This window comes from Salipiger abyssi (genome assembly GCF_001975705.1).
Taxonomy (GTDB): Bacteria; Pseudomonadota; Alphaproteobacteria; order Rhodobacterales; family Rhodobacteraceae; genus Salipiger; species Salipiger abyssi.
This window is the reverse complement of the sequence record NZ_CP015092.1, coordinates 124325-137804: the sequence shown is the minus strand read 5'-3', so window position 1 is coordinate 137804 and position 13480 is coordinate 124325. Positions and strand designations below refer to the sequence as shown.

Below are 13480 nucleotides of genomic sequence, written 5' to 3'. Positions count from 1 at the left end.
GCAAGCTAAGGAAGAACCAATGGACCAAACTGTAACGAAAGACGATTGCTGCACTGCCAGTGAAACCCGCGATGACAACTACGATCTCATTGTCGTTGGTGCCGGCTCGGCCGGGTTTTCTGCCTCGATCACGGCAGCCGATGCCGGAAAGCGCGTGGCGCTTATCGGGCACGGCACCACCGGCGGCACCTGTGTGAATGTCGGCTGCGTGCCGTCCAAGGCGATGATCCGCGCCGCAGAGGCGGTGCATGGCGGCGCGTCGGCCGCCCGGTTCCCGGGCGTCGAGCCCTGTGATCATGCGGTGGATTGGGGTGCCGTAGTGCAAGGCACCACCGATCTGGTCGAGGAGATGCGGCACAAGAAATATATAGACCTGCTGCCCGCCTATAAAAGCGTTACCTATATCGAGGATGGCCCGGCGCGATTGGTCGAGGGTGGCGTCGCTGTTGGAGGACGGGTGATATCCGCCCCGCGCGTCCTGATCGCCACCGGCTCGCGCCCCCACCTGCCAGCGATCGAGGGGATCGACACAGTGGAGCCCCTCGATTCCACCGATCTATTGACTTTGCCTGACCGGCCCGAAAGCATCTTGGTGCTGGGCGGCGGCTATATCGGCTGCGAGCTGGCGCAAATGGCTTCAAGGCTGGGGGTGAAGGTCACGCTAGTGACCCGCTCGCGCCTCCTGCCGGGCGCCGAACCGGAGGTGGCCCAGGCGCTGACGCAAGCGCTGAAGGCCGAAGACATCGCGGTCGAGACCGGTCTTGCTTACGTCTCGGTCGCGAAAGCTGCGGGCGGCGTCAATCTGACTGTCGAACGGGGTGGCAAGACCGAGGATCTGACCGCCGAACGGCTGGTTGTGACCACCGGCCGGATCGCCAATTCCGAGAACCTTGGATTGGAAGAGCTTGGCATCGAGACCGACGCACGCGGCTCTATCAAGGTCGGTCAGGACATGGCGACCACGCGTGCCGGCGTCTGGGCCGCGGGCGATGTCACTGACCGTGACCAGTTCGTCTACATGGCGGCCTATGGTGCCAAGGTGGCGATCAACAATGCCCTTGGATTGGAGCAGATGCGCTATGACAACGCGGCGATGCCGTGGGTCGTGTTTACCGACCCGCAAGTGGCCGGCGTCGGCCTTTCGGAGGTTGAGGCCAAGGCGGCGGGGCACAAGGTCAAAACCAGTGTGATCACGCTCGACAACGTGCCCCGCGCCGTCGCTGCACGCGATACCCGCGGAGTGATTAAGCTGGTGGCCGACGCGAAGACCGACCGCCTGCTGGGCGGTCAGATCGCAGCACCGGAGGGGTCGGACACGATTCAGACACTGGCAATGGCGCTTATATTCGGCATGACCGCACGGGCGCTCGGAGAGACGATCTTTCCTTATTTGACCACGGTCGAAGGGCTGAAACTCGCCGCACAAACCTTCGACAAGGATGTAGCCAAACTCAGCTGCTGCGCGGGGTGAAAAGACGAGAAATTCCGGCGACACCGACTCATAAGCAGCGCTCATTGTGAACCAGCGCGTACAAAGCCACAAAGTGCTTGTGGCGGTCAGCATTCTCTCGGCATGGAGGCTGACGGCGGTAACGGATAATCACATATTAGAGCCAGCAGTGCACATCCCACGTTCTGTCATTAGGTTGGTTATTGTGGCGGGGTTCATAAACAGACCGATCTCATCAAGATGGAAAGTGATCGGGAGTTGCCGAGAACGTCGCTGGGTCAACAATTGGTCATTACATTAGCCCTGTCTATTTGATCGCCCGCAATACAAAGAAAGAATCGCCATGAATACAGTTGATACTGATTCTCGCACAACAGGTTCACTACCCGCATTCAACGCCCGAACTTTAGGGTTAATGTTCGTCGCAGGTTTCTTTGCGACCGTCGCGTTCGATCTGTTGGGTCAGATCATCAGCCCGGGCTTGGGCTTTTCGCGGTTGTCACCGCACGGGCTAGCGAGGAGCTTACTCGGCAGCCTTGGTCTGCCGAACGGTGATTTCGCAGGATATTTCGTACATTTTTATCTTGTTGGCCTGATTGGCTATCCCGTCGGTTGGTTGTTCGTCTTTAGACCAATTTGGCACCGTATCGCGGGGCAGACGAACTGGTTTTTGCCCTCGGCGATTTATGGGTTCGGCCTGTGGGTGTTCGCCATCGGGGGCACTACTTCTGTCGCAGATCTTCCCTTCTTTCTGAATTTCACCGGCATTGCCTGGGTAGCGCTGGTGGGTCATATGCTCGGGACCGGGATCATGAAAAAGCGTGGCACGCTACAATTTCCGGGCCAGAGACCAGTCACTATGGATGAGAAATCACCGTCATTTGCCGGTAGCCCTATTGCAGGAAATGCAATTCTTGTTGACGGTGATCGTTGGACCCACTCCTGATGTGAGCCAAGCGAAAGAACCATCAGCTTTCGTCCGGAAACCTTCAATAGGAAGCGAAAACCGTGCGTATAGTCGAACTCGGTTCCGGATCATCCGAGTTGCTGGGCTGTGTCCACGACAGGTAAACCCCTTCATTCGTTCGCGCCGTGCGCGGGAAGTTGACCGAACCTGCGCCGTTGTTTCGCGCAATCAGTTGCAGGTCCTTACACTGCTGACCGGTTGTGATCTGGCAAGCAAGGATCACCTCGCTCTCATTTGCCCATTCGACCCACGTCACGAACGCAGTCTGAGGGTCCAGCATGAGAATATCGACCCGACCGGCGGGAATCCCGAGGCTGACTTTCGCCGGATCGCCAAAATTTCTGCCACCATCGGAAGAGAACGCAACCTTGACTTCCGGCTTGTCATTTGCAGCCGTGAACCAGGCCACGGCGGCTGTTTGACCGGCGGTCGCGATGGCGGGGCCATTGACCGGGCAGCCGGAGATTTCCCAGCCGTCATTGTGGACGTTTGTTGGTTCTGACCACATGCCGCCTTGGTGTCTTACGACAGATATATCCCTGATTTCCGCATCTGTTCTGTCGCGGTATGCGACAAGGACGGTGCCATCGTCCAGCGATGCGGCGGACGTCTGGCAGCATGAACAGGTCTGCGCATCGACAAGAACATCATCGGTTCGCGTACCTTCGGGCGTGATCCGGGTTGCGCGCAACTGCATTGCATCCGGGTAGTTGCTGGCTGCGCTGGTGAAAAGCGGCTTGTCATATGCGCGTCCGTCAAGCCAGACAGACATCAAGGAACCGTCTTCGAGCGGCTGGAGCGTGACAAAACCGTGTTGGCTAACCGACCGATCATCATGTGGCGTTATCGGTGCGCTCCATGTCAGGCCCTCATCCGGCGAAAGAGAGATCTTGACGTCATAGGCATAGTCGTTTTTGGAATTTTCCCACAGCCAGTGAGCCGCAAAGGTACCGTCATCAAGCGCAACAACGGACGGAAAATCGGCCCAGTTCACGAAGAGTTCGTCGGACACGGTAACAGTGCGGGCCGCGCTCCATTCTGCGTCTTCAAGGACCGACAATTTTACCGCAAACCCGGCAGGGTGTGGTTCGGTCCAACCCAGCAGGACCCGATCATCCTGCAGTGCGAACAGGGTGGGTTCCTGCGCATTGTTCCCGACCGGTGGGTCTAGGTCGGCGAACTCCAATGGCTCGGCAAGGACCATGCCCGCCGTCATGCCCATGAACAGATGGGCCACAATCACGCCAGAATGGATTTTTGATGGCATTGCGCACCTTTCCGATTATCAGACCAGCGTCATTCACAACCTGAGCATAGGCAAATTTTGGCGAGTGCCATGTAAACTTTTGTATGACGGGCCTGTGCTTGTTGTTAAGAGCGATATCCCGTTGTGGCACAGCTTCGCGTCAACGGTTGGCGCAACCACCGCTCCGACCTCAGCTGACTTGCATCCAGGTCGCCATGCCATCAGCCTGATGGCTCAGCATATGGCAGTGCAGCATCCACGCGCCGGGATTGTCGAGTACGCACACAATCGTCATCGTCTCGCCCGGCGCTACGAGGGTCGTGTCGCGAAGGTGGGTTCGCGCACCATTCTGATCGGTTTCCCAGAAATGGTGGCCATGCAGGTGGATACCGTGCGGAAAAGCAGTGTCGTTCACCATCCGCACCTGCACTGCTTCATCACGTCTTGCCGAAATCAGCGGTTTGTTCGGCAGACCGCTCACGTCGTTGAAGGCCCAGCCCCCGAACCCGCCGTGCGCGCCGTCCCCGGCACCGCCTTGCATGAAGAAATCTGCCGTTTGCGTGATCTCTCCGGGCGCGGGCACGAGGTTCGCGGGGAGGGGAGCTATCGGCGCAGACCGGATTTGTCGCTGACCGTTCAACATAATGCCCCCCAGTTCCTCGCCACCCGAAGGCACGGTTTCTCTTAGGATCACATCACCCGTCACATCTGCGATGATGTCGATGCGCTGCGCCGGTGCGAGTTTTAGATTGCCCAGCGAAACCAGCTCGGGCAGCGGCATCCCGTCATAGGCCACACAAAAGCCCGTCAGCCCGTCGATACGTATCTCGAAAATGCGATCCGGTGTCGGATTGATCAGACGCAACCGGATGTGATCCCCCAGCCGCGCCTGCTCAGACGACAGGAAGGTGGTCATCAAGTCCCCCAGCCTACCTGCTGTTATGAAATCAGCGCGGTCGAATTCCATGTCGAACTGGCCGGTGTCATCAAGCCGAATGTCGAAGAGGATGGCCGTGATGTCCTGATCCACGTCTGGCGGGGCAGGTTCTTCGACGATCAGGGGCCGAACAGTCCGCGGGCGACCTGTTCGTAGGAAAGGTAGTGGGAGTGATACCAGTAGGTTCCGGCATCGGGAACCGGAAACCGGAAACCGGTACTCGTAACCCTCATTCGGGATGATGACATCCTGTGTCAGCACGTTTACGCCGTCCATCGCGTTGGGCAACCGAATGCCATGCCAGTGTACGAGGGTCCCGTCCTCCAGCCCGTTTTCCACCCGCGCCCGCAGAATATCGTTCTGGCGCTGTCTGATTTCGGGGCCGGGACAGGTGCCATTGAATCCAAGCATTGCAATGTCCCGCGACCCGATCCGGGTGAAGGCCGGGCGTCAGGGTGACAGGCACCGAAGCCGCACTCAGGGGCAGGGGGAGCGTGGCTGCGCCAAGCGCAACCATCATCTGAAGACGCTTAAGCATGGGTTTCCGTGTATTCCGTTTCTGGGGCCTGCAACCCACATCCCCCACCGTTGCGGAAGGGCGTCCCGGCGAGATATATTGATACATTGCAGATCGGCGCCCAGGTTTGGCGGAATACCGGAGAGCACCTAACGTATCTGCAGGTCCTGAATGGCCGCAAGGATCTTTCCGTCGGTATCATCGCTGTCGGCTGTCACCGCAAGACCGACCAGAACCTTTGGCATGTCCCCGAACGCACGCACGAAATCGCGATCCAGGTTCACATTCTCGGTGAAGTTGCCGGTTTGCGCCGTTTGCAGAATTTTCGATTTGAGACCCGTCGAGTAGGGGCTGTTCAGCAATGCGCCTTTCGCATGATTGCCACCCCAGGGTAGTGTCCCAACGCTTGGTGTAGGAGGCCGCGCGCGGAGCCCCCAGCGTAGCGCAGCGCGCGGCCGGGTGTGACGCTGGCGGCCACCGCCGATCTTCGAGAAGGTTCGGGTTGCGAGACCTTGAACCAAGAACGGAGATGACGATGACCGATGACAGAATGACGCTGATTGAGCTGGTTGCGAAGCAGGCCGATGGCGATCTCGTGCGCGAGATGCTGGCCTTCGCGGCCGAGCGGATCATGGAAGTGGAGGTCGAGGCGCGAACCGGTGCCGCGAAGGGCGCTCGCTCTCCCCTGCGGGAGGTTCAGCGAAACGGTTACCGGGACCGCGACTGGGACACTCGTGCCGGTCGGATCGCGCTGGAAATCCCGCGGCTGAGAAAGGGGAGCTACCTGCCCAGCTTCCTGGAGCCGCGACGGACTGCTGAGAAGGCGCTGGTGGCGGTGATCCAGGAGGCTTACGTCCACGGGGTCTCGACGCGCTCCGTAGACGATCTGGTGAAGGCGATGGGCGCTGGCGGCATGTCGAAGAGCCAAGTCAGTCGCCTTTGTGTCGAAATCGACGAGCGGGTGAATGCATTCCTCTCCCGGCCGCTCGAAGGCGCCTGGCCCTATCTCTGGCTCGACGCGACCTACGTGAAAGTGCGCGAGAGCGGGCGGATCATCAGCCGCGCCGTGATAATAGCGGTAGCTGTGAACGAGGACGGCAAGCGCGAAGTTCTCGGCGTCGCCACCGGTCCATCCGAAGCAGAAACGTTCTGGACCGACTTCCTGCGCTCTCTCGCCGACCGTGGCCTGCGCGGCGTGAAGCTGGTGGTCTCCGATGACCACAAGGGGCTGCGGGCTGCCGCGCGGCGGGTGTTCGACGCGACGCACCAGCGCTGTCGCGTTCACTGGATGAGAAACGCGCTTGCCCATGCTCCGACCAAGCAGCGCACGGCCGTGGCGGCAATGCTGAAGACGATCTTCGCCCAGGAAAACAAGGCGGATGCCGAAGCCCAGTGGGAGGTCGTGGCTGACGCGCTGCGCGAGAAGCAGGCGCGGCTCGGCGCCCTCATGGACGCCTCGCGCGACGACGTCCTCGCCTACATGGATTTTCCACGTGAGCATTGGGCCCAGATCGCGTCGACGAACCCACTGGAGCGGGTGAACCGGGAGATCAAGCGCAGGTCTGACGTCATCGGCATCTTCCCGAACGACGAGGCCATCGTCCGTCTCGTCGGCGCGCTGATGCTCGAGACCAATGACGAATGGACGGTTGCGCGGAGATACATGTCGCTTGAAAGCCTGGCGCGTGTCACCGACACTACAACCGTCAGGCTGTCCGCCGTGGCGACCTGATCAGCCTTGAACCTCTCCGAAGGTCGGCGCTCTTACACCATCTCTCGGGGCACTACCCACCCCAGACATAAACCAGCGCCCGCGTATTGGGATCACGCAGCAATTTGCGCGCCGTTGTTCGGCCAAGCGTGCTTGCGGTCTGCGGATCGACGAATATGAAGTACAAAGCAAGATTGCGATCATCGCCGCCGCGCCGTGTGAGGTCGGTTCCCTTAACACCCTGCGTGACGGACCATTCCCACATTGCTGCCTTTGCGGTGCCAAGGGCTGCGCTGACCGGACGCCAGAGAACCGAAACCGTGCCATCGGAAATCACGTCCAGCCGCCGACCTTGCAGGCCGTACTCGTTCGAAAAGAGCCGCAAGAGGCCCTGTTCTTTCCAGCTTCCATCGAATGGAATTGTCTTTCCTTGCGCATAGAGGGGCGGGGCGTTTGCAGCTAATGCAACAAAAGCGATGAAAAGTGTCGCTGCGAGGGACCGTATAAACATCTGAACTCCTTTTGCGATGCCGCTGGTCCTGCTTTGATCCCGGTTATCACCATTATGTGCCGTCATGATCCGTTGAATTGTGCCGGGCGCGCGCAACTTCAATGAACATATCCGTGATCATAGATGTGGTTGCGCAATGGTCGTTGCAGGACGCGGGAGCGAATTCAGATCATGGAGCGCGACCTTGATCGGCTGATTTCCCGCGACGGACGGATCCAGTAGGCGGCGGAGCTTCCAACCGTTACAAACAAGTACAAAACTCATGGGATACAAGCGCCTGAACACATGGACGCGGGTGCCGATGTGCGTCATCTCTGGTTCAACGGAACCGACTCCCGCACGCAAGGATGGCACATTCACCACAGCGCTTTGGGCTGGGGACAACAGGGTTGAACGCGCCAACGTCCGTTGCGGGAAACAAAATGTGGCCTTGTGTGAAACAGGCAAAGGTAACAAAGAATGCTGACTTCGATTATCCAATTTCCTGACATCGGAACAGAGATTTTTGCCGTTGATATCGGATCGTTCCGCTTTGCCCTGCGTTGGTATGCGCTGGCCTATATTGTTGGCCTCCTTATCGGCTGGCGCATCTGTGTCGCATTGGTCCGCTCTTCGTCAGTCTGGGGGGCCGGGGCGCCGCCGCTGCAACCCAAGCAACTGGAAGACCTGCTGACATGGATCATTCTGGGCGTGATCGTGGGGGGCAGGCTGGGGTTCGTGCTTTTCTATCAACCTCAGTACTATTTTCAGAACCCCGTCGAAATCTTCATGGTCTGGCAGGGTGGTATGTCATTTCATGGCGGCTTTTTCGGCGTGGTCGTGGCCACCTTGCTTTTTTGCTATCGCAACGGCGCACCCGTTCTATCAACGGCGGATCTGCTCGCTGTTGCAACACCACCGGGTCTTTTCCTCGGTCGGCTGGCCAACTTCACCAATAACGAGCTTTGGGGCCGTCCGACCGATGTGCCCTGGGCGGTGGCATTCCCCGGCGAGGCGGCCCAGTCCTGTGCGGGCGTCGTGGGCCTGTGTGGCCGCCATCCGTCCCAGCTTTATGAGGCTCTTCTGGAGGGTATCCTGCTTGGCTCGGTCCTGATCTTTCTGGCCTGGAAACGCGGTTGGCTGCGCTTTCCCGGAAGCCTTACTGGCCTGTTCCTGGCGGGATACGGAAGCGCAAGGTTCCTTGTCGAGTTCTTCCGGCAGCCTGATATGCAGTTCGTCACGCAGGACAACCCGATTGGACATGCGGTTCATTGGGCGGGCTATGGGCTGACAATGGGCCAACTGCTGTCGTTGCCGATGATTATCCTTGGCGCGGCCCTGATCGTATGGTCCCGCAGGCGTGTGACGGTTAATTCTGCGGATCTGGTGTCGACATCAGATTCTTTGTGAATATCCGAGCGTAGTGTTGGCGAAGTGACCATTGCGGCCTGGGTCCGCATATGAGCCTTGGGCGCGTGCTCAATGATGCGGCTTGCGTCCTTTCGCAATCATCAGATGGTGCTCTTGATGATGTACACCGATTGTCATCAGACCAAAGAAACCAAGGCCCTGTATTTGTTCACCATCGCCACCCACGATCAGTGCGACACCATCCTCCATTTCTTCTGACGCAACACTCCAGCCTGTTTCACCGGCAAGGAACGGTGCATGGGCGGGAACCATTGTGTTGATGGCCGACAGGACACGCGGGCTGCCACGCACTTCGAACCGTGCCCCGTCGGGCCGCAGAATGCGGGTGACCTCTGCCTTTCGTGTCAAAAGGTCCATATCGACCAGATGGTCCCTCAGTTTGTCGATATTGACGGCGCCCCAATCGGTTTCGGGATCGGCCTGGAGCAGCACAACTATTTCGGCCAATGCGGCGAAGGCGGACTGGCCGGTTTCCTGGGGCGTCGGACGCGTGACCCATGGATGAATGCATTTGTTGCGGCGTAACGGGTGTCGCAAGCAAGACAGCGAAGAGAACGGGTATCAGTCGCATGGACCAGCCTTTCCTGAGTGTATTCGGATTCAGCCTAGTACCTGATCGGACCCTGAAATATGATTTGGATCATATGATGCCTGAACCCTATAATCTCATACCGCCCTCCGCCTTGCGTCCGCTGACGAGGGCCGCAGGGGATACGGTCTTTCGTCAGGGCGCGCGGACCTGCGGCCTTTATGTTGTTAAGTGCGGGCGCGTTCATCTTGAGCGTGTCGGCCCGGATGGCGAACGATTTATCATCTACCGTGCCGAGCCCGGGATGAGCCTTGCCGAAGCATCGGTGTTTTCGGATAGATACCACTGCGATGCGGTCGTGGCGGAGGCTGGGGCGTTTGTACAGATCGACAAAGCGGCGGTCTTGTCTGCCTTTGCAGATCCGGATTTTGCACGCGCCTATGCGCGGCAAGCGGCACAGCAGATACAAGCGCAACGTCAGGCGCTTGAGATCGTAGGCATCCGCCGCGCAGAAGAACGGGTCTATGCCGGTATGGTGGCGGGCCTGCTTGAAAGCTCCGTTGTCGATTTTGCCAGCGCGCTGCACCTTTCGCACGAGGCCACCTATCGGGCCTTGCGAAAGCTTGTGAATGATGGCCGGATCGCAAATCCGACCCGGGGAACGTATCATTTGCGCCCCTGAATGGATCAGCCGGACCATGCCCGGTTCGAGATAACAAAAGGTGCGGTAGCAAAGCTTGGCGGGTATTTCGCTTGCCCGATAACAATGAGAATTGCTGCCCGCGACGATGACCTGTTTTCAAAGATCGCCGTTATGCCCTGTCTTACTGGTCGCCGCTGAAAGGTCGATTGCCTCAGCGCCGCTTTCGTCGAAGCACCGTGTTTCGATCTGCAGGGTTGCGAAAAAGAACCCGAAGTCCTTACGCAGCATGTCGTAGGCGGTTTGCAGGACCTCTTCTTGATCTGCTTGCTCTGTGACACGCAGATGCGCGGAGAAGACATGCTTGCCACTTGTCAGCGCCCAGGCATGAATATGGTGAACATCGGAAACCTCGTGCAGTTCTTCAAGGGTACGTTTGATTTCAGGCAGACTCACTTCGGGAGGCGTGCCTTCCATCAAAAGATGCGCCGCTTCTTTCAGCAATCCCCAGCTCGCCCATAGCAGGACAAACCCGAACGCCATGCCAAGCAGCGGGTCGATCAGCAGAAACCCGGTGAATTCGATTGCGAGGGCGGTCACGATGATCAACAGACTGCCAACAAAGGTCTGGATGATATGCCAGAACGCTCCCTTCGTGTTCAGATCTTCCTTGCTTTGCTTCCAGATCAGCGCAAGCGAAATGAACTCCGTAAAGAGCCCCCCGGCAGCCGCAATCAGCATCGGACCCGTTGGAAGATCAATTGGCGCAGACATGCGCATGGCAGCCATCGCGATGACAACAACCGCCATGGCCAGCAAGAAGCCGCCATTCACAAGGGCGCCGATGATTTCGGCGCGCGCCCAGCCAAAGCTCCGCTCTTCATCCGCCGGACGCAACGCCATACGCGCCGCGACAATGGCGACCAGCACACCGCCCACGGCCGAAAAGGTATGGAACGCGTCGGAGATGACCGCGATTGACCCTGTCCATAGGCCAATCGCCAGTTCAATCACAAAATAGATGCCGGTCAACTAGGCTGATATCGCCAGCCCCTTGCCGCCGGACGGCATATGCCCCTGATGTCCGCCTGCCATCATCTATCTCCTTAGTTTGCGACTAAAGCCGTACCCGTCGCAGCCGCAGTGCATTGCTAATGACGGAGACCGAAGACAGGCTCATCGCGGCGGCGGCGATCATCGGCGACAGAAGAAGGCCGAAAAACGGGTAGAGAATACCAGCCGCGATGGGCACACCTGCGGTATTGTAGGCGAAGGCAAAAAACAGGTTCTGCTTGATGTTTCGCACCGTTGCCTTTGCCAATCGGCGCGCACGCACGATGCCGACAAGATCACCACCCAGAAGGGTGATGCCTGCGCTTTCCACGGCAACGTCGGCACCGGTGCCCATCGCAATGCCCACATCAGCCGCCGCCAGGGCAGGGGCATCGTTCACGCCGTCTCCTGCCATGGCGATCCGGGCCCCTTCTTGTCTGAGGGAGTCCACCAATGCCTTCTTGTCTTCGGGCAAGACGCCTGCGTGGACTTCATCAATACCCAGCTTTGCGGCGACGGCTTCGGCGGTTTTCTGATTGTCACCGGTTGCCATTATGACCCTGAGACCGAGGCGATGAAGGTCATCGATGGCGTCTGCCGTGGACTCCTTGATGGGATCGGCAACAGCGACAATGCCGGCAAAAGTGCCATCTATCGCCACAAGCATTGCTGTCTTTCCAGATTCACGAAGGTCGTCCGCAGCAAATTCCGCAATCGAAGCGTCAACGTTGATCTCTGCCATCATGGCGGGATTCCCAAGTGCCACGACCTGGCCATCGACCATGCCTTTCACGCCCTTGCCAGTCACGGCTTCGAATTCCGTTGCGTTCGGAAGCGTCAGCCCCCGTGCCAGCGCACCCTCGACTATTGCTTCGGCCAGCGGATGTTCGGAGCCCCGTTCGAGGGCCGCAGCCATTGTCAGCAGGTCATTTTCAGCCTTGTCCCCCGTGGGCACCACGTCTGTCAGCTTGGGGCGCCCTTCGGTGAGTGTTCCGGTCTTGTCAACGATGACGGTATCGACACGCGCCATGCGTTCCAGTGCTTCGGCGTCTTTGATCAGAACGCCAGCCTGTGCCCCGCGGCCCGCCGCCGTTGTGATCGAAATGGGCGTCGCAAGGCCCAAGGCACAGGGGCAAGCAATGATAAGAACGGATACGGCTGCAGTAACAGCGAAGGCGAGCGCGGGATCGGGCCCTAAGAACAGCCAGACAACGAAGGATATGATCGCAATGACGACAACCGTCGGAACAAAGACGGACGATACCCGGTCCGCCAGACCCTGAATCGGCGCGCGCGACCGCTTTGCACCTGCCACCATGTCCACGATCTGGGACAGGACCGTGTCCGCACCGACCTGTGTGGCCCGGATCGCCAATGTGCCGTTCTTGTTGATCGTGCCGCCTGTGACCCGGTCGCCTTGTGTTTTCTCGACCGGCAACGGCTCTCCGGTGATCATACTTTCGTCGATAGATGAATGCCCTTCGAGGACCTCGGCATCGACGGGTATGCTGTCGCCGGGGCGTACCCGCAACCTGTCACCCTCAACAATGTGTTCGAGAGGTGCGTCATATTCCGTCCCGTCCGGCAGGATCCGCCGCGCCGTTTTTGGTGCGAGATCGAGCAATGCACGGATGGCATCACCCGTCCGTTCGCGGGCGCGCAACTCGAGCACCTGACCGACAAAGATCAGCGCAACGATCACAACCGCAGCTTCGTAATATGTCCCGACGCTTTGGCCGTTTCGATACGCTTCGGGGAAAATGCCGGGCAGGAATGTTGCGGCAAGCGAATAGATATAGGCAGCCCCGACGCCAAGCGCGATCAGGGTCCACATGTTCGGCGATATATTCCTGATCGATTCCCACCCCCTTTTGAAGAAGGGAAGAGCCGCCCAGAGAATGATCGGGGTTGCGAGGACGAATTCGATGTAGACAGCCGTCTGATGTCCGATCCATTCCCGCACAGGTAGGCCGACCAGTTCACCCATCGTCAGGATAACCAGCGGAACGGCGGCTGCCGCGCTGATCCACATGCGTGTTGTGAAATCGGACAACTCTTCTGACGGCTCGTCCGATGGAAGCATCGGTTCAAGCGCCATGCCGCAGATCGGACAGGACCCGGGCTCATCCTTCAGGATTTGCGGATGCATCGGGCAGGTCCATTGCGTACCGGCCTCGCCATGTGCTGGTGTCTTTTGGGCGTTTCCCGACGCATAGTAAAATGGGTCTTTGCCAAACTTGGTTTCGCAGTTTTCCGAGCAGAAATGAAAGACCTCTCCATCATACTCGGCACTGCGCGTGTCTTCGTCTATCTCGACGGTCATGCCGCACACCGGGTCGGTCGCTGTATCTGGGTCTGATGCGGTCGAGGTGCGCGTCATGTCGTGATGATGTTCTTGGTCCGTGGCCATCTTCTAATTCCCGTTTTCAAGACAATTGAACACATAACCCTTCCAGTTACTGGAGGGTCAAGACTCTTCCGACAACGCTGCGTATGAATTTTATGGGCC

12 protein-coding genes are annotated in these 13480 nt (G+C 58.8%); 5 read left to right on the top strand and 7 right to left on the bottom strand.

Annotated features, from left to right (window positions below):
* Positions 1-19: 19 nt before the first annotated feature.
* Both merA and Ga0080574_RS03435 read left to right on the top strand, forming a co-directional pair.
* Positions 20-1471 (top strand): mercury(II) reductase, encoded by a 1452-nt coding sequence (merA, locus tag Ga0080574_RS03440; RefSeq protein WP_076695217.1) that lies wholly within the window; start codon positions 20-22, stop codon positions 1469-1471.
* Between the two features lie 322 nt (positions 1472-1793).
* Positions 1794-2396 (top strand): hypothetical protein, encoded by a 603-nt coding sequence (locus Ga0080574_RS03435; protein WP_231886352.1) that lies wholly within the window; start codon positions 1794-1796, stop codon positions 2394-2396.
* 43 nt (positions 2397-2439) lie between these two features.
* On the opposite strand, the gene Ga0080574_RS03430 is transcribed toward Ga0080574_RS03435, so the two are convergent.
* The 3 genes from Ga0080574_RS03430 to Ga0080574_RS03420 all read right to left on the bottom strand — a co-directional run bounded on the left by Ga0080574_RS03430 (position 2440) and on the right by Ga0080574_RS03420 (position 5479).
* On the bottom strand, positions 2440-3684 hold the full coding sequence (locus Ga0080574_RS03430; protein ID WP_050672453.1) for a sialidase family protein: 1245 nt from the start codon (positions 3682-3684) through the stop codon (positions 2440-2442).
* 169 nt (positions 3685-3853) lie between these two features.
* Positions 3854-5011 carry a multicopper oxidase family protein gene (locus Ga0080574_RS26895; protein ID WP_442975555.1) on the bottom strand — a complete coding sequence of 386 codons (1158 nt, stop codon included), beginning with the start codon at positions 5009-5011 and terminating at the stop codon, positions 3854-3856.
* Between the two features lie 255 nt (positions 5012-5266).
* The gene (locus tag Ga0080574_RS03420) at positions 5267-5479 is read right to left on the bottom strand and encodes a DUF3047 domain-containing protein (protein ID WP_237219252.1); all 213 of its coding nucleotides are present in this window, start codon (positions 5477-5479) and stop codon (positions 5267-5269) included.
* Positions 5480-5652: 173 nt separating this feature from the next.
* On the opposite strand from Ga0080574_RS03420, the gene Ga0080574_RS03415 reads away from it, so the two are divergent.
* Positions 5653-6849: an IS256 family transposase gene (locus tag Ga0080574_RS03415; RefSeq protein WP_076695235.1), complete on the top strand. Its 1197-nt coding sequence runs from the start codon at positions 5653-5655 to the stop codon at positions 6847-6849.
* Between the two features lie 52 nt (positions 6850-6901).
* On the opposite strand, the gene Ga0080574_RS03410 is transcribed toward Ga0080574_RS03415, so the two are convergent.
* Complete coding sequence (locus Ga0080574_RS03410; protein WP_237219251.1) at positions 6902-7441, bottom strand: DUF3047 domain-containing protein; 540 nt, start codon at positions 7439-7441, stop codon at positions 6902-6904.
* A gap of 357 nt (positions 7442-7798) precedes the next feature.
* Between Ga0080574_RS03410 and lgt the strand changes: the two genes are divergently transcribed.
* Complete coding sequence (gene lgt / locus Ga0080574_RS03405; protein ID WP_050672452.1) at positions 7799-8728, top strand: prolipoprotein diacylglyceryl transferase; 930 nt, start codon at positions 7799-7801, stop codon at positions 8726-8728.
* A gap of 69 nt (positions 8729-8797) precedes the next feature.
* Here lgt and Ga0080574_RS03400 read toward each other — a convergent pair whose 3' ends face one another.
* Positions 8798-9181: a hypothetical protein gene (locus Ga0080574_RS03400; protein ID WP_009824461.1), complete on the bottom strand. Its 384-nt coding sequence runs from the start codon at positions 9179-9181 to the stop codon at positions 8798-8800.
* Positions 9182-9318: 137 nt separating this feature from the next.
* Here Ga0080574_RS03400 and Ga0080574_RS03395 point away from each other — a divergent pair, with 137 nt between their 5' ends.
* Positions 9319-9960: a Crp/Fnr family transcriptional regulator gene (locus tag Ga0080574_RS03395; protein ID WP_108895363.1), complete on the top strand. Its 642-nt coding sequence runs from the start codon at positions 9319-9321 to the stop codon at positions 9958-9960.
* A gap of 117 nt (positions 9961-10077) precedes the next feature.
* Here Ga0080574_RS03395 and Ga0080574_RS03390 read toward each other — a convergent pair whose 3' ends face one another.
* On the bottom strand, positions 10078-10950 hold the full coding sequence (locus tag Ga0080574_RS03390) for a cation diffusion facilitator family transporter (protein ID WP_237219250.1): 873 nt from the start codon (positions 10948-10950) through the stop codon (positions 10078-10080).
* 85 nt (positions 10951-11035) lie between these two features.
* Positions 11036-13381, bottom strand: a complete 2346-nt coding sequence (locus Ga0080574_RS03385) for a heavy metal translocating P-type ATPase (RefSeq protein ID WP_043847221.1) — start codon at positions 13379-13381, stop codon at positions 11036-11038.
* Between the last annotated feature and the right edge of the window lie 99 nt (positions 13382-13480).

Coding starts and splice junctions, on each gene's coding strand:
- merA (WP_076695217.1), top strand. CDS start 20: ATGGACCAAACTGTAACGAAAGACGATTGCTGCACTGCCAGTGAAACC.
- Ga0080574_RS03435 (WP_231886352.1), top strand. CDS start 1,794: ATGAATACAGTTGATACTGATTCTCGCACAACAGGTTCACTACCCGCA.
- Ga0080574_RS03430 (WP_050672453.1), bottom strand. CDS start 3,684: ATGCCATCAAAAATCCATTCTGGCGTGATTGTGGCCCATCTGTTCATG.
- Ga0080574_RS26895 (WP_442975555.1), bottom strand. CDS start 5,011: ATGCTTGGATTCAATGGCACCTGTCCCGGCCCCGAAATCAGACAGCGC.
- Ga0080574_RS03415 (WP_076695235.1), top strand. CDS start 5,653: ATGACCGATGACAGAATGACGCTGATTGAGCTGGTTGCGAAGCAGGCC.
- lgt (WP_050672452.1), top strand. CDS start 7,799: ATGCTGACTTCGATTATCCAATTTCCTGACATCGGAACAGAGATTTTT.
- Ga0080574_RS03395 (WP_108895363.1), top strand. CDS start 9,319: ATGGACCAGCCTTTCCTGAGTGTATTCGGATTCAGCCTAGTACCTGAT.
- Ga0080574_RS03385 (WP_043847221.1), bottom strand. CDS start 13,381: ATGGCCACGGACCAAGAACATCATCACGACATGACGCGCACCTCGACC.